The sequence below is a fragment of the Microbacterium sp. NPDC087592 genome (assembly GCF_044743585.1).
Lineage (GTDB): Bacteria > Actinomycetota > Actinomycetes > Actinomycetales > Microbacteriaceae > Microbacterium.
In genome coordinates this window covers 215,640-231,438 of sequence record NZ_JBIUWT010000003.1, presented here as the reverse complement: position 1 = coordinate 231,438, position 15,799 = coordinate 215,640, and the positions used below count along the sequence as shown (strand labels likewise).

The following is a 15,799-nucleotide window of genomic DNA, read 5'->3' as shown; positions in this document are numbered from 1 at the left end:
TCGTCAGCTGCGTTCGGCTCGCGCCCTGGCTCGCTCCTCCTTCGCCGCCATCTCCGTCACTGCTGCCTCCCGCAGTTCCTGCACATCCGCGCCCTGCGGTGCATCCGCATTCCCGTGCGCGTCGACGCCGTCGAGCAGTGACTCGTCGAAGGGGAGTTCGCCGCTCAGCACCCGTCGCACGCGGTCGCGGTCGATCTGCTTCGTCCAGGTGCCGATCAGGAGGGTCGCGACGGCGTTGCCGGTGAAGTTCGTCAGAGCTCGTCCTTCCGACATGAAGCGGTCGATGCCGACGATCACGCCCACCCCGTCGACGAGGTCGGGGCGATACGCCTGCAGACCCCCGGCGAGTGTCGCCAGTCCCGCACCGGTAACTCCGGCAGCCCCCTTGCTGGCGATGATCATGAACACGAGCAGGCCGATCTGTTCGCCGATCGACATCGGCTGCCCCATCCCCGTGGCGATGAACAGCGACGCCATCGTCAGGTAGATCGCCGTTCCGTCGAGGTTGAACGAGTACCCGGTGGGCACCGTGATGCCGACGACGGGCTTGGAGACGCCGACGAACTCCATCTTCGCGATCAGGCGAGGGAGGGCGGATTCCGACGAGGACGTGCCGACGATGAGCAGGTACTCGCGCGCGAGGTACTTCATGAGAGCGAAGATGTTCACCCGCGTCACCGCCCACAGCATCACACCGAGGATCACGACGATGAAGAGGATGCACGTGATGTAGAACGCGACCATCAGCGTCCCGAGACTCCAGATCGCCGCCACACCGGTCTTGCCCACCACCGCGGCGATCGCTCCGAACGCGCCGATCGGTGCGAGCCAGAGAATCATCCCGAGGATGCGGAAGACGAGCTTCTGTAGCTGCTTGACCGCCTCCATGATGGGGGCGCCGCGCTCGCCGAGTCCCTGCAGCGCGAAACCGACGAGCAGTGCGATGAACAGCACCTGCAGCACGCTCTCCCCCGTGAAGGCCGAGAAGAACGTGGTCGGGATGATGCCGAGGATGAACTCCTGCGTCGTCTTGGCCTCTGCCTCGACCACGTCATAGGTCGAAGACGCCATATCGAGGCCCGCGCCCGGGTGGATGATGTTCCCGACGACGAGTCCGATCGCCAGCGCGAACGTCGACATCACCATGAAGTAGAGGAGCGCGAGTCCGCCGATCTTGCCGACCGTGGCCGCTTTGGCGATGGAACCGACGCCCACGACGATCGTGCAGAAGATGATCGGGGCGATCATCATCTTGATCAGGGCGACGAAGCCGGTGCCCAGCGCTTCGAACCCTCGGCCCACCTCCGGCCAGATGAGCCCGACCGCCGCGCCGAGCACGACGGCGATCAGCACGGACACATACAGCCAGGTGTGCCGGTCCCACGCGTGCTTCCCTCGTCGCCAGTTGAACTTCGGCAGTGCGAATCCCGTTGTGAGCGCCACGGCTTCCTCCTCGATCGTCGACGTCCTCGTCCGAATGGCGGCTTCTGCACCGCCGATCGGTTCCCACGGTGATCCACCTCCCGCCGCAGCGCGAGTTGTGGTCGTATTGGTCACGGCACCTGACCATCGACGATCGGAGCAGGCGATGGCGCCCACCTCCCGCGCCCGCAGCACCGCCTCGCGCGTCTTCGTCGTGCTGCTCGTCGCGGCCGTCGTGATCGGCGCTCTCGTGGCGGTCTTCCTCGTCGCCGAGGCGCAGCGATCGATCCGTGCCGAGGCCGAGCGGGTGACGGCGGCCACAGCAGTCGCGTTCGCCTCCTCCCCACTCGTCGTCGACGGTCTGCGTTCGAGCGAACACGCCGCGGCCACCCGGGAGCTCGAGCCCTACTCGTTGGAAGTGATCGCCGGCGCCGGGCTCGACTTCATCACCGTCATGACCCTGGACGGCACGCGGATCACCCACCCCGACGACGACCAGATCGGCGGGATCTACCTCGGCACGATCCCCTCGACATCCCGGACGCTGACGGAGGAGTTCACCGGGACCCTCGGTCCCTCGATCCGGACGATCGCGCCGGTCACGACGCCGGACGGAGACCTGATCGGCTGGGTCGCCGCCGGGGTGACGACCGAGTCCATCACGGACACCCTGATCCGCCGCCTGCCTCTCACTCTCGGCATCACGATCGGGCTCATCGCACTCGGCGTCGGTCTGGCAGTCATCGCCCGGCGTGTGACCCGACGCATCGCCGGCGACCTCCCTCCCGGCCAGCTCCGCGACGCGGTGTCGTCGTACGAGTCGATCCGCACGCTGGGCGAGGCTCTGCGCGCGCAGACGCACGAGCACGGGAACCGGATGCACGCCGCGGTCGCGCTGCTCGAGCTCGGGCGCCGCGACGAGGCGATCGAGATCCTCACGGAGACGTCACGACAGAGCCAGTCGCTCGTGGATCAGGTGACCGCGCGGGGTCACGGCGATCCCGCCGTCGGTGCCCTCCTCCTCGGCAAGGCCTCGCAGGCCAAGGAGCGCGGCATCGACTGGCGGGTGCACATCGAGCCCGATACACCCCGCACGCCACTGTCGCCCGTCGACGCCGTCTCCGTGCTGGGCAACCTCGTGGACAACGCCATGGACGCCGCCGCCGACTCCGACTCCGACTCCGAGGATCGGTGGGTGCGGGTGTCGCTGCATCCGAGTGACGACGGCGGAATCGTGCTCGAGGTGTCGGACAGTGGTCCCGGCATACCGCCACTCCTCCAGGAGCGGATCTTCGATCAGGGCTACTCCACGAAGCCCGCCGATGGGAACGGCCGCGGTATCGGACTGGCGCTCGTGCGCTCCGTGGTCACGAGTGCCGGCGGTTCGGTGACGGTGAGTGACGACCCCACGATGTTCCGCGTCGTCCTCCTCCGCGCTCAGTCTCGGAGGCCGCCGACATGATCCGTACGCTGATCGTCGACGACGATGCCCTGACCCTCGAACTGCACCGGGACTACGTGGCCCGGCTCGATGGATTCACCGTCGCCGGGGAATGCAGCAGTGCCCGCGCAGCGGTGCACGCCGTGCTGAAGAACCCCGGTGCCGACGCGTTCGACCTCGTTCTCCTCGACATCACCATGCCGGACGGCTCCGGGATCGATGTGCTGCGCAGCCTTCGTGCGCGCGCCGCCGCCACGGATGTGATCGCGATCACCGGCGTGCGCGATGCCGAGAGCGTCCGACAGATGGCGGCGCTCGGAGTGCACCAATACCTCGTCAAGCCGTTCCCGTTCTCGGTGTTCCGAGAGCGCATGGAGCAGTATCGCGTTCATCGGGAGCAGGCGCGGTCGACCAGGGGCCAGGCCACGCAGGCGGAGATCGACGCGCTGCTCGGCCGTGCGACCGGAGCGATCCCGCTGCCCAAAGGTCTGTCCGCGAGCTCGCTGAACGACGTTTCGATGGCACTGCGCGCGAACGGACCGCTGTCCGCGCGCGAAGCCGCCGATCGCCTCGGGCTCTCGCGGGTCGCGACCCGGCGCTACCTGGAGCATCTGACCGCCGAGGGGGTCGCGCTCCGCACCGCACGTCGCGGCGCACGAGGTCGCCCCGAAACGGAGTATGCCTGGAGACAGGGAGCGGACGGAGGAGCGGAGCGGGGATGAACGCGCCGCGCGCCCTTCTCGGGCGCGCGGCGCGTTTCGACGGTCAAGGGGAAGCGGATCACTCCCCCGCGAGGCCCCCGAGCATGTGCCCGAAGGAGCGTCCTTCGCCCAGGTACGTCGCCGGGTCGTAGGGGTCCGCGACCGTGGCCGCTTCCTTCCGCGCGATCGTGTCCGCGAGTTCCCGTGCGCCCTTCTCGACGCGCTTCGCGAGCGGGGCGACGTCGTCACCCGAGTCACCCCAGTCGCTCGACGCCGCGAACACGCCCGTCGAGACGGTATCGGCGTGCAGGTAGGCGAACAGCGGACGGATCGCGTAGTCGATCGCCAGCGAGTGCCGCGCGGTTCCCGCGTTCGCGCCGATCAGGACCGGCTTCCCGGTGAGCGCATCCGGGTCCAGCACGTCGATGAACGACTTGAACAGTCCCGAGTAGCTCGTGGAGAAGATCGGTGTGACGGCGATGAGCGCGTCGGCGGAGACCACCGTGTTGATCGCGGTCTCGAGCGCCTGCGGTGCGAACCCCGTGAGCATGTTGTTCGTGATGTCGTGCGCATAGTCGCGCAGCTCGATCACGTCGACGGTGGCCGCGATGTCGCGCTCCGCGAGGGCCTTCACGGTCTCGGCGGCCAGTCGATCCGCGAGCATCCTGGTCGACGACGGGTTGGAGAGCCCTGCCGCGACGACGGCGATACGACGCGTGGTCATGTCAGGCCTCCTTCCGGCCGAGCCCGAATGCTGCACCGGCGGGTGCCGGGCTGTCCTGGTACGGCGAGTCGCCGGTGAGGTTGTCACCGCGGTTCGCGCCGGGGCGGGCCTGACGGGTCGGCCCGTCACCGAACTCCGCGGCCACGCGTGCGGCGTGGGTCGGCGCGTCGGGGACGGAGGACGGGCGGTCCTTCGCGAGCTCTTTGCGCAGCACCGGCACGACCTCGGAGCCGAGGATGTCGAGCTGCTCCAGCACCGTCTTCAGCGGGAGTCCCGCGTGGTCGATGAGGAAGAGCTGGCGCTGGTAGTCGCCGTAGTGCTCGCGCATGCCGGCGTAGCGATCGATGACCTGCTGCGGCGAACCCACCGTCAGCGGCGTCATCTCGGTGAAGTCCTCCATGCTCGGACCGTGACCGTACACCGGCGCGTTGTCGAAGTACGGACGGAACTGGTTCACCGCGTCCTGCGACTTGGCTGCCATGAACACCTGACCGCCGAGGCCGACGATCGCCTGCTCCCTGGTGCCGTGACCGTAGTGCTCGAAGCGCTGGCGGTACAGCTCGATGAGGCGCTGGTAGTGCTCCTTCGGCCAGAAGATGTTGTTCGCGAAGAACCCGTCGCCGTAGTAGGCGGCCTGCTCCGCGATCTCCGGGGTCCGGATGGAGCCGTGCCACACGAAGGGGGCGATGCCGTCGAGAGGTCGCGGCGTCGAGGTGAAGCCCTGCAGCGGGGTGCGGAACTTCCCTTCCCAGTCGACGACGTCCTCACGCCACAGCTTGTGCAGCAGCGCGTAGTTCTCGATCGCGAGCGGGAGACCCTGGCGGATGTCCTGCCCGAACCAGGGGTACACGGGTCCGGTGTTGCCGCGGCCGAGCATGAGGTCCATGCGCCCGTCGGACACGTGCTGCAGCATCGCGTACTCCTCGGCGATGCGCACGGGGTCGTTCGTGGTGATGAGCGTCGTCGAGGTCGAGACGATGAGGCGCTCGGTCTGCGCGGCCAGTGCCGCCAGGAAAGTGGTGGGGCTGGACGACCAGAACGGCGGGTTGTGGTGCTCACCGATCGCGAAGACGTCGAGTCCGACCTCTTCGGCGTGCACGGCGATCGCCGTGGTCGCCTTGATGCGCTCCTGCTCGCTGGGGGTGATGCCCGTGGTGGGATCGCGGGTGATGTCGCTGACCGACATGATGCCGAACTGCATCGCCTGCGCGCCTGACTGCTCGCTCATGATTGCTCCGTGTTCTCCGAACCGGATGACTCGCACCCGTTTCTATTCATTTGAATGTATATGTGTCAACGCGCTCACAGCAACTTTATTCCCGGGCTGTAGCCTCGAAAGATGAGCAGTACCGGGGCGGACATCGCAGGGCCCACCACAGGATCTCTCCCGCGAAAGCGACGGCGCGTGCCGTTCTGGGACAACGCGCGGTACATCTGCATCGTCCTCGTCGTGCTCGGGCATGCGATCCAGCGACTCATCTACGACTCGGACATCGCTTTCGCCTTCTACCTGGCGCTGTACGCGTTCCACATGCCGGCGTTCGCGATCATCTCCGGCTACTTCTCCAAGTCGGGCACTCCCACCAAGACGCAGATGGCGCGAGTGATCACCGACATCATCCTCCCCTACGTGATCTTCGAGACGCTGTGGACCCTCACCAAGTGGCTCGTCGAGGGTGAGGCGACACCGAACTTCACGAAGCCGAGCTGGACCCTGTGGTTCCTGCTCGCGCTCGGAATCTTCCGACTGGTGCTGCCCTATCTCGCGCTGCTGCGCTGGCCGCTGCTGTGGACGGTCGTGATCTCGATCGGCTCCGGCTACCTCCCGAATGTCGACAGCACGTTCTCGCTGTCCCGCACTCTCGGCCTCCTGCCGTTCTTCGCACTCGGCTGGTGGCTGCGCGAGCACGACATCGTCGATCGGCTCCGACTGCTCGACTTCCGCCCCTGGTGGATCCGGGTGGGGGCAGTGGCGGTCTTCGCGGGGGTCGGCTGGGCCGCCTGGAACTGGCTGCCGCTCTGGCAGGCCGTCGACCTGCGCCATTGGCTGTTCTACGAGGACTCGTACTCCGACCTGGTCGGCGACCAGTGGTGGGCCGGCGGGATCCGCATCGCCCTGATGCTGCTGGCAGTCTTGCTGTGCGCCGCCTTCTTCACCCTGATCCCGCGCGGTTCATACTGGTGGACCACGTTCGGCCAGTACACGATGTATGTTTACCTCCTCCACTCGTTCGTGCTCTATCCGTTCCGCGAGACGGGTGCGCTGCGCGACCTGGAGCCGACATGGATCTGGTTGCCGCTGGTGACGGCGCTCTCCGTGGTCGTCGCGTTGCTCCTGGCCACGAAGCCGGTGCGCTGGGTGTTCCGGCCGCTCGTCGAGCCTCGACCCCGCTGGCTCTTCGTCGACCCCGCGCTCGCATCGCGTGAAGGACGCCGAAACGACCCGACCGGATCCCGACGCCCCCGGGCCGACCCGCGATGACCGTCGCCGAGGCCGTCCGCGACCGCATCGTCGAGGCCGTAACCGCTTCGGGCTTCGACGCGCACGGACTCCACGTCCGCATCGGAGCCGATGAGGCGGAGCACCGCTGGACGCCCGATGTGCGCGAGGACGTGCACTCGGTCACCAAGGGCGTGTGCGTGCTCGCGGCCGCGATCGCCGCCGATGAGGGCGCGATCTCCTTCGATATGCCCGTGACCGTCTACCTGCCCGACTTCGAGCTCGGCGAGGGCGTCGAACAGGTCACCCTGCGTCATCTGCTCACGATGTCGAGCGGCATCGACCTGCCCTGGTCCGAGACGCTCATGACGGACTGGCCGGACCTCGCCCGTGAGTTCCTGCGTCGGCCATCGCGCGGACGCGCGTTCCAGTACTCGAACGCCAGCACCTACACCGCCATGACGGCGCTCTCCGCGCGGGTCGGCGATGTGGGCGACTACCTGGATGCCCGACTCTTCCGCCCGCTCGGCATCGATGATGTGGTGTGGGCGCGCAGCCCGAACGGACGCATCGAAGCGGGTGGCGGACTTGCGCTGCGAACGATCGAGATGGCGCGGATCGGTCTGCTGATCCGCGACCGCGGACGGTGGCAGGGCATGCAGCTGGTGTCGTCGGGATGGATCGACGCCATGCACGAGAACGGGGTCGTCGCCGGCCCGAACCCCGGCTACGACCGCTACGCCCTCGCCGGCTGGGGTGGCCCCGGCCGCGGATGGCGGCTGCACGGCGCGCACGGCCAGCTGCTGATCTTCCTCGACGACGCGGTCGTGACCATCACCGCTGCCGATCACTTCGGTGCGGACGAGATGGCTGCCACGGTGGTCGACATCCTCGAGACCGCCCGACGCGGGGTCTGAGCCCGCTCAGGCGAACAGCTGCGCGCCCACGTAGGACCCCAGGGTCGCACCCCTCGGCACGGCCCAGATCCCCGAGCCGACGTGGCGGATGTATTCGTTCATCAGGTCGGTTGACAGCCGCCGCTGCAGCGAGATGAACTGCGCGGGGTCACGCTGATACGACAGGAAGAAGAGTCCGGCGTCGAGGCGTCCGAGCTCGTTGTTGCCGTCGACGTAGTTATAGCCGCGACGCAGGATCCGCACACCGTCGTTCTGCTCGGGATGCGCCAGGCTCACGTGGCTGTTGGCGTCGATGGCCTTGCCGTGGAAGTCGGGCGCCGTGAACTCGTCCCCTCCCGAGAGGGGCGCGCCCTCCCCCTTGTCCCGGCCGATGATCGCATCCTGCTCCGACAACCGCACACGGTCCCACGTCTCGATCAGCATCGCGATCTTGCGCGCGACGAGGTACGAGCCTCCGGCGAGCCAGGCGGGCTCGTCCTGCTCGGACACCCAGACGTGGTCCGCGAGCGCCTCGGTGTCGTCGGCGAGGATGTTGGCGGTGCCGTCCTTGAAGCCGAAGAGGTTCCGGGGCGTCGCCTGCGCGGCGGTCGTGCGCGACGTCTTGCCGAATCCCAGCTGCGACCAGCGCAGGCGGGCGCGGCCGAAGGCGATGCGGCTGAGGTTGCGGATCGCGTGCACCGCGACCTGCGGGTCATCGGCGCAGGCCTGGATGCAGAGATCTCCGTGGGACGCCTGCGGGTCGAGATCGTCGCCGAGGAACGCCGGGAGGCGTTCGAGGCCGGCCGGGCGCTGCGCGGCGATGCCGTAGCGGTCGCCGTCTTCGTTCTCGAAGAGGCCGGGTCCGAACCCAAAGGTGATCGTGAGGCCGGCCGCGGGGAGCCCCAATGCCTCGCCGGTGTCATCCGGCGGTGCCTCCGCCGGTCCGCCGACCGCTCCGCTCGCGCTGACCTCCAGCCCCTGCGACATGCGGGACGCGGCGTATGACCAGTCCTGCAAAAGGGAGATCAGGTCATCGCGGTCGCTGCGTGGCATCATGTCGAAGCTCGCGAAGTGCAGATGATCCTGCACCGGTGTGGTGATGCCCGCCTGGTGCGCACCGAAGAACTCGTAGGCGGAATGCGCGTCCTCCGCTGCGCGCGCACGTCCCAGCGCCACACCCCCGGCGAGGCCCGCGCCGGCGCCGACCGCAAGCCCTGCCACGCCACCGCCGATGGCGAGGCCGAGGAGTCCGCGTCTGCTCAGCCCGCCCGGAGCGGAGACGTCACCGGTCGATGAGGTGTCGGGCGAGGCCCCCGCTTCTGGTTCGTTCACGTCCGTGATGGTATCCGTTCGATTCCGCTCGACGCTGATCAGTCGAGGACAGTGCTGGTGAGCTGCGAGAGCGGCTCGGCCAGCGCGTTGATCAGGTCGGTGAACTCGCGCTTGTCGTCCTCGGTCAGCTGTGCGTAGGCGACGAAGCCGTCGGACAGCGAACCGTGGGCGGCGAGGGACTCCTCGAGGGCTGCGTAGCCGCCCTCGATCTCGTCGACGAGGGCCTCACCGTCGTCGCCCTGAGCCGCAGCGAAGTCCTGCACGAGGGAGAACGCCATCTTCGAGCCTTCGACGTTCGCCGCGAAGTCGTAGAGGTCCATGCCCGACCACCAGTCCTCCTCGCCCGAGATCTTTCCGGTGGCGACCTCGTCGAGCAGCGCGATGGAGCCGTTCGAGATGCCTCCGATGCCCTGATCGTCGAGAGCCGTCGTGAAGTCGTCGGAGTGCACGTAGTCGTAGAGCTCCTGCACGTCGGCGAGCAGCAGGTCGCCGAAGTCGGCCCGCTCTGCCGGCGTCGACGGAGCCCAGTCCTGCCAGGCCGGGGTCTCGCCGTCGGCGTTCAGCGCGTCCTGCGCCGGCACCCACAGGTCCTTCTCGATGCGGTGGAAGCCCGTCCAATCCAGGCCCTCAGCCACGGCGTCGACCTCGCGATAGTCGATGCGCGGGTCGAGATCCCCGAGCGCCTCGGCGACCGGCTCGATGCGCTCGTAGAACGCGCGGGTCAGCGGGAACTGCGCGCGGGCGGTCTCGTCGTCGCCCGACTCGTAGGCTGCGACGAACTCCTCGACGGCCGGGACGAGCTGACCGACCTGGTCCTTGACGAACGCGGCGTAGAGATCGACCGCCTGCTGCTTCTGCTCGGCATCGGGCCCGTCGACCGCGACGCGATCGCCGGTGACGGTGAAGGCCGCCTTGCCGACGCCGTCGCCGAGCATCCCGGGCTTGCAGAGCGTGAAGTAGTCCCCCGGCTGTGCGACGACCGTCAGAGTGCGGGACGCTGCCGGCGCGATGTTCTCGACCTCGCCGACGATGCGCAGACCGTCCTCGGCCAGCAGATAGAACTCCGAGACCTGGTCCGTGTCGTTCTTGACGTCGAAGGTCAGCGTCCCGCTCTTCGCGGTGGCCGCCGACACGGCGCAGTCGCCGGCGGTGGACGAGACGTCGAAGGCGGCGTCGGCGGCGGCGTCGCTCTTCGCGACGCAACCGCTCAGGACGAGTGCTACGGCGCCCGCGGCGGCCAATGCCCCCAGGACACGGTGAGAGGTGGTCATGCTGCTCCTTGTGGTGAGAGAGAGGTCGTGTCGGATTCGGGTTCGGCCGAAGCGCGAGGCTTCGGCGCACGGCGCGAGCGGAGACCGCGGACGTACAGCGAACCGACGATGAGGATGTAGAGAGTCCAGGCGGAGACCTGCAACCAGGTCATCGCGGGCATGAAGCCGACCGTGGCCTGCAGCACCGCGGCCAGCGGACCGCTCGGGGCGATGGCCGACGACACATCGAACGCCCAACCGAACGGGAAAGCCGCCCACCCGATCGCGACCGTCCCGGTCGTGGGATCGAGCGGCGCCGCGGCCGTGAACGGGCCCGGCAGGGCGCCCGCCTCCTGCAGATCCATCAGCGCATAGGCGAGCACGCCGGCGGCGACAATAACCAGGAAGCCGCCGGTCCATGCGAAGAAGCGGCGGAGGTCGAGCTTCACTGCTCCGCGGGAGATGAGCCAGCCGATGATCACGGCGGCGGCGAGTCCGAGCAGAGCGCCGAGCAGAGCGGACGGCGCATCGCCGAACGCCTGCACCATCGACCACAGAAGGAGTGTCGTCTCGATGCCCTCCCGCGCGACCGACACGAAGCCGATCGCGACGAGCGCCCAGAGGCCGCCGACCGTGAGCGCGCGATCGAGGCCGCCCTCGAGCGTCGCCTTCATGGTGCGTCCGGCACGCTGCATCCAGAAGATCATCCACGTGACCATCGCGACGGCGAGCAGCGAGAGCCCGCCGCCGATCAGCTCCTGCGCCTTGAAAGTGAGCTCGTAGGCGCCGAAGGTGAGCACGGCGCCGATACCGAGTGCGAGGGCGATCGCGAGGCCGACGCCCGCCCACATCTTCGGCAGGGCGTCCTTCCGGCCGAGGCGGCGGAGGTAGGCGACGAGGATGCCGACGACGAGCGCGGCTTCCAGGCCTTCACGGAGGCCGATGAGAAAAGTGGCGAGCACGGAGACGATTTCTGTTGCGACGACTGAGGTAAGGCAGCCCTTACCTACGAGACTCTAGCATTGCAGCGGAGTCTTGCCGGAACACTGTCGCCACCGGCAGACGACGCCCCGGCGGTAACGCGGCGCAACAGTGGCCCTCCCGCTCGGAAAGCCGACATACCCTCGGTCCATGGCTGAACTCTCGCTCCCGATCCTCGACCTGTCCCAGCTCGACGAAGGCCCGGACGCTGCGGCTCGTTTCCGCGACGATCTCCGGGCCGCGACGCACGACGTCGGCTTCTTCTATCTCACGGGCACGGGCATCTCCCCCGAGCTGGAAGCACGGCTGCACCGTGCTGCCCTCGACTTCTTCGCCCTCCCGGAGGAGGACAAGCTCGCGATCGAGAACGTGAACAGCCCGCACTTCCGCGGCTATACCCGCATCGGCGGAGAGCGCACCCAGGGTCAGGTGGACTGGCGCGAGCAGATCGACATCGGGCCCGAGCGCGAACCCGTGGACGGCGGCCCCGCGTTCAACCGCCTCATCGGCCCGAATCTGTGGCCGGCGGCGCAGCCGGAACTGCAGGAGATCGTCACCGAATGGCACGAGACGCTGTCCGACGTCGCCCGGCGGTTGCTGCGGGAATGGGCGCAGACGCTCGGAGCCGACGAGACCTACTTCGACGATCACTTCGGTGAGCCCTCGACACTGATCAAGATCGTCCGCTACCCGGGAACACACGAGCCCGAGCCCCAGCAGGGCGTCGGCGCGCACAAGGACTCGGGCGTCCTCACGCTCCTCTGGGTCGAACCGGGCAAGGGCGGCCTGCAGGTCGAGCGCGACGGAGCCTGGGTCGACGCTCCCCCGGTGCCCGGTGCCTTCGTCGTGAACATCGGCGAGCTGCTCGAGTACGCCACCGGCGGCTACCTCAAGGCGACGAACCACCGGGTCGTGTCACCGAAGGCCCCGAACGACCGGATCTCGATCCCGTTCTTCTTCAACCCCGCCCTCGACAAGCGCCTCCCGCTGATCGAGCTTCCGCCCGAGCTGGCGGCCGAGGCGAAGGGCGTCACGAAGGACCCGAGCAACCCGATCCACGCGCTCTACGGCGAGAACGCCCTCAAGTCACGCCTGCGCGCCCACCCCGACGTCGCGGCGATCCACCACGCGGACCTCGTGGATGCCACCGCCTGAGCCCACGCTCACAGTGCCTGCCCACCTCCGAGGGCGACGATCTCACGCAGCGCCTGGAGGTGTGCGGCGAAGGCGTCGCGCCCCGTCTTGGTCGAACGCACCCACGTGCGCGAGCGGCCACCGACGTTCGCCTTGCGCGCGAACACGTAGTCGGCAGCCTGCAGGTGCGTGATGGCCTTGCTCAGGGGTGAGTCACCGCACTGGAGGACATCCCGAAGCGTCGCGAAGTCGAGTTCCATCCCGTCCCCCAGCGCCGCCATGAGGGAGAACCGGATGGGCGAGGCGAAATTATCGTCCAGCTGGGTGCGTGGGTGAGGCCTGGAGGCCGGCTCAGCCACGGCTCGCCCGGCCGGGGACGAAGGACACGAGGGCGAAGAGCAGGATCACGACGACACCTCCGAGAACACCCGCGAGCCCCCGGTTCCCGAAGGACTCGCCCCCGAGCGTGAGGCCGACGGGGACGCACGCCGCGACGAAGAACATCGCCACATGCGGCCAACGCCAGGCGGCTCCGATGGCCGGGAGCCCCAGCGGGGTGTTGAAGGCCACGATCCACGCGAGGAGCGTCATCATCACCAGCAACGAGATCACGCTCCGGAGGACATCGTCGGGGGATCCCGCCAGCATGGTGAGTACGCCGACAGTGATACCGACAAGCACGGTTCCCCACCGCAAGGGCGCCGGCAGCGGGACCCGAGCAGGACGCGGACGACGCGGATCCCGTGACGCGCGAAGGAGCTGCACCGCCCCGTGTCCGCCGATGCCCAGCAGGACCATGCCGGCGGGGATGAGCACCGTACCGGCGGGGAGCGCGGTGTCCAACGCCACGAGTCCGAACACCACGAGGGCAGCGGCCAGCAGCACCCCTCCACCCAGGATGACCGGCCACCGCGAGCGAGTCATGCGCCACTGCATCCCGTTGCGCTGAGCCATGCCGCTCGCGAGCTGCCCCCACACCAGGAAGGTGAACAGGATCGCCTGCGAGGCGATCACGTCGTCGTTCCGGAGGACGAGCGCGAATGCGACGAGGTATGCCGCAGTGACCGCCGCATTGAGGATCTGGAGCCTGGCGAGCGCGCGTCGGTCGATCGCGCGGTCGCGGCGCCCCGCCACCGCGTCAGCGGCAGCCAGATACTGCTGCGCGAGATCTGCATCCGGCGGGACGAGCGCGTCCTGACCGGGAATGGGCTTCTGCTCCACGATGGACCTCCCCGACTTTCCATCCGGAAAGTTCACTACTTTCCTATCGGAAAGCGAGGGAGGGGTCAACCCGTCGTCACCAGTCGAGTGCCTGTGCGAGGGCTTCGATGATGGGTTCGCGCCCCTGATCGATGTGCGCGTAGGCCTGCGCCGCCGCCACCTCGCCGCGCCCGGCGACGATGGCGTCGAGCAGTTGCTGGTGCTCCACCGCGTGCTCCTGCTCCCGCGTGGCATGCGTGATCCCGAAGATCCACTGCATCCGGCCGAGCATGGGCCGCAGACTGCGTTCGAGGATGCGGTTGCCGGAGAGGCGGACGATCTCGAGGTGGAACCCGAGGTTGGACTCCCCCAGCTCGGCCGTGTCCCCCGGCGCGAGCGCACGCTCGAGGAGTTCGCGCAACCGATCCGCACTCGCCGCTCCCGAGTGGACACGTTGCGCCGCATGCCGCGTCGCATAGGGCTCGATGCACAGCCGCGCGTCGTACAGCTCCTCGACGTCGGCCCTCGTCACCGGCGTGACACTCGCCCCCTTGTTGCGTGTCGTGACGACGAACCCGTCTGTCTCCAGCCGCTGGAGCGCCTGCCGGACGGGCACACGGGACACCTCGAACCGCTCCGACAGATCCCGCTCCTTCAGCCAGGACCCCGGGGTGAGCTCTCCGACGATGATCCGGCGCAGCACACCGCGATAGACCCGCTCGGCGAGGGCAGATCCGTCGGTGATCAGGCTGTCGGAACTCATCGCGGAACCTCTCGGGGCATCAGGCATGACGGGGGAAGACCGGAGGGAAGAGTTCGTCGGTCGTTCCGCTCCGATGGTCGCGCCCAGTGTAGGCGTTCCGCATCTGCCCGAAGAGGATCTGCGTATCGTCGCGGATCGCGTCGAGGTCGATTCCGTCGATCTTCCCGTCACGCATGACGACCCGGCCGGCGACCATCGTCAGGCACGCATCGCGCGCCGTGCCGTTCAGCACGAGTGTGCGCAGCGGGTCGTCGACGGCGCCCATCCGCACGTCGTCCAGCCGGAACGCCGTCAGATCGGCCTGGGCACCGACGGCGATCTTGCCGAGGTCCGGGCGATGGAGCGCCTTCGCCCCGCCGAGCGTCGCCGCATCGACGTATCCGGCGAGGTCACCGGCAGCGAGACTGCCGTTCTGCACCTTCGCGACCGACACCCCGGTGTCGATGCCCCGGATGAGATCGGGCGGGAACGAATCCGTACCGAGGGCGATGTTCACCCCGGCATCGCGATAACGCTGGAACGTCTCGAGTTCGGAGCCGTAGCGGGCATTGGTCAGCGGGCAGTGCACGATCGACACCCCGGCGTCGACCAGACGTGCGAGGTCGCCGCGGTCTTCCCCGTGCACCCGCGGGTTCACGTCGAGGAACACGCCGTGCGGCACGATGAGGCGATCGTTCAGAAGGCCCATCCTCTCGATGAGCTCGAGCGGAGTGCAGCCGTGGGCTTCGAGGATGAGCTCGCGCTCGACCTCCCCCTGCAGCGCGTGCAGCCGGACGATCGCTCCGCGCTCCGCCGCCGCCGCCCCCGTCGCCGCGAGCAGCTCGGGAGTCAGCGTCTCGATGCGGCAGGGCAGGAAGACGGGCGTGAGCAGCGGCTCGCCGAGCGCGGCCAGCTCGTCATGGAACCGGATGGCGTCGGCGAGTCCGAGCTCACCCTCCTCCGGCGCGAACCGCACCCGGCGTTCACCCGACGGCGTCACGACGTTCACGCCCGAGCGGTAGGAGGGACCGAGGAATCCGCGCAGCCCGAGAGCGCGCGAGAACGCCGCCATCCGGTGAAGGTCGCCGGCCGATTCGGCCCAGACCGAATGCACCTCCGAGGCGATCGGCATGTAGGAGGTGACGCCGTGCAGCGCGAGCTGCACCAGCGCGATCTCCCGGATCCGTGCACGCTCGTCCTCGTCGAAGACATGCCGCCGACGGTCGAAGTAGTCCTCCGACCACTGCAGTCGGGCCGCCTGCTCACGAGTACCCCAAGCGTCCAAGATCAAGTGGTCGATGTCGGTGAGCGCGTCCAGGTCGATGAGCCCGGGCATCAGCAGGCTCTCCCCGAGTTCCAGGCGCTCATCGACGCCCGAGGGAGCCTGGTCAGCCGGGCCGGCGAAGACGATCATGTCGTCCTCGACGACCACGGCCCCCTGCCGGAGTTCCCGGTGGGAGGTGCCGTCGAACACCAGCACGTGGTCGGCGGTGAGAAGTGTGCGCATGAGAGCCCCGATGATCTGAGATGCGATTT

The 15,799-nt window shown here is 68.4% G+C and carries 15 protein-coding genes; 5 read left to right on the top strand and 10 right to left on the bottom strand.

Going from position 1 to position 15,799, the window contains the following annotated elements; translation table 11 throughout:
- Positions 1-3: 3 nt before the first annotated feature.
- Positions 4-1,443, bottom strand: coding sequence for a cation:dicarboxylate symporter family transporter (locus tag ACIOTO_RS17430; protein ID WP_372467004.1), 1,440 nt, complete (start codon positions 1,441-1,443; stop codon positions 4-6).
- 145 nt (positions 1,444-1,588) lie between these two features.
- Between ACIOTO_RS17430 and ACIOTO_RS17425 the strand changes: the two genes are divergently transcribed.
- Complete coding sequence (locus ACIOTO_RS17425; protein ID WP_400858733.1) at positions 1,589-2,884, top strand: ATP-binding protein; 1,296 nt, start codon at positions 1,589-1,591, stop codon at positions 2,882-2,884.
- A complete protein-coding gene (locus ACIOTO_RS17420) occupies positions 2,881-3,585 on the top strand; it encodes a response regulator (protein ID WP_105709781.1) in 705 nt (234 codons plus the stop codon). Before ACIOTO_RS17425 ends, ACIOTO_RS17420 begins: the two co-directional genes overlap by 4 nt.
- A 58-nt stretch (positions 3,586-3,643) precedes the next feature.
- On the opposite strand, the gene ACIOTO_RS17415 is transcribed toward ACIOTO_RS17420, so the two are convergent.
- Both ACIOTO_RS17415 and ACIOTO_RS17410 read right to left on the bottom strand, forming a co-directional pair.
- On the bottom strand, positions 3,644-4,288 hold the full coding sequence (locus ACIOTO_RS17415; RefSeq protein WP_029263629.1) for an FMN reductase: 645 nt from the start codon (positions 4,286-4,288) through the stop codon (positions 3,644-3,646).
- Between the two features lies 1 nt (position 4,289).
- Positions 4,290-5,516, bottom strand: coding sequence for an LLM class flavin-dependent oxidoreductase (locus ACIOTO_RS17410; protein ID WP_029263630.1), 1,227 nt, complete (start codon positions 5,514-5,516; stop codon positions 4,290-4,292).
- 111 nt (positions 5,517-5,627) lie between these two features.
- Here ACIOTO_RS17410 and ACIOTO_RS17405 point away from each other — a divergent pair, with 111 nt between their 5' ends.
- Together ACIOTO_RS17405 and ACIOTO_RS17400 are read left to right on the top strand one after the other, a co-directional pair.
- Positions 5,628-6,770, top strand: coding sequence for an acyltransferase family protein (locus ACIOTO_RS17405; RefSeq protein ID WP_400858732.1), 1,143 nt, complete (start codon positions 5,628-5,630; stop codon positions 6,768-6,770).
- Positions 6,767-7,645, top strand: coding sequence for a serine hydrolase domain-containing protein (locus tag ACIOTO_RS17400; protein ID WP_400858731.1), 879 nt, complete (start codon positions 6,767-6,769; stop codon positions 7,643-7,645). Before ACIOTO_RS17405 ends, ACIOTO_RS17400 begins: the two co-directional genes overlap by 4 nt.
- 6 nt (positions 7,646-7,651) lie before the next feature.
- Here ACIOTO_RS17400 and efeB read toward each other — a convergent pair whose 3' ends face one another.
- Genes efeB through efeU form a run of 3 tightly spaced genes read right to left on the bottom strand, consistent with a single transcriptional unit; the run spans position 7,652 to position 11,168 of the window.
- Complete coding sequence (gene efeB / locus ACIOTO_RS17395) at positions 7,652-8,956, bottom strand: iron uptake transporter deferrochelatase/peroxidase subunit (protein WP_400858730.1); 1,305 nt, start codon at positions 8,954-8,956, stop codon at positions 7,652-7,654.
- Between the two features lie 38 nt (positions 8,957-8,994).
- Positions 8,995-10,227: an iron uptake system protein EfeO gene (gene efeO / locus ACIOTO_RS17390; protein ID WP_400858729.1), complete on the bottom strand. Its 1,233-nt coding sequence runs from the start codon at positions 10,225-10,227 to the stop codon at positions 8,995-8,997.
- Complete coding sequence (gene efeU, locus ACIOTO_RS17385; RefSeq protein WP_400858728.1) at positions 10,224-11,168, bottom strand: iron uptake transporter permease EfeU; 945 nt, start codon at positions 11,166-11,168, stop codon at positions 10,224-10,226. The genes efeO and efeU overlap by 4 nt, the downstream gene beginning before the upstream one ends.
- Before the next feature lie 169 nt (positions 11,169-11,337).
- Between efeU and ACIOTO_RS17380 the strand changes: the two genes are divergently transcribed.
- Complete coding sequence (locus tag ACIOTO_RS17380) at positions 11,338-12,342, top strand: isopenicillin N synthase family oxygenase (RefSeq protein WP_029263636.1); 1,005 nt, start codon at positions 11,338-11,340, stop codon at positions 12,340-12,342.
- 8 nt (positions 12,343-12,350) lie between these two features.
- On the opposite strand, the gene ACIOTO_RS17375 is transcribed toward ACIOTO_RS17380, so the two are convergent.
- The 4 genes from ACIOTO_RS17375 to ACIOTO_RS17360 all read right to left on the bottom strand — a co-directional run bounded on the left by ACIOTO_RS17375 (position 12,351) and on the right by ACIOTO_RS17360 (position 15,770).
- Positions 12,351-12,680: a transcriptional regulator gene (locus ACIOTO_RS17375; protein WP_029263637.1), complete on the bottom strand. Its 330-nt coding sequence runs from the start codon at positions 12,678-12,680 to the stop codon at positions 12,351-12,353.
- Positions 12,673-13,542, bottom strand: coding sequence for a hypothetical protein (locus ACIOTO_RS17370; RefSeq protein ID WP_400858727.1), 870 nt, complete (start codon positions 13,540-13,542; stop codon positions 12,673-12,675). Before ACIOTO_RS17370 ends, ACIOTO_RS17375 begins: the two co-directional genes overlap by 8 nt.
- Before the next feature lie 76 nt (positions 13,543-13,618).
- Positions 13,619-14,284: a GntR family transcriptional regulator gene (locus ACIOTO_RS17365; protein ID WP_029263639.1), complete on the bottom strand. Its 666-nt coding sequence runs from the start codon at positions 14,282-14,284 to the stop codon at positions 13,619-13,621.
- A gap of 19 nt (positions 14,285-14,303) precedes the next feature.
- Positions 14,304-15,770, bottom strand: a complete 1,467-nt coding sequence (locus ACIOTO_RS17360) for a chlorohydrolase family protein (RefSeq protein WP_400858726.1) — start codon at positions 15,768-15,770, stop codon at positions 14,304-14,306.
- Positions 15,771-15,799 lie beyond the last annotated feature (29 nt).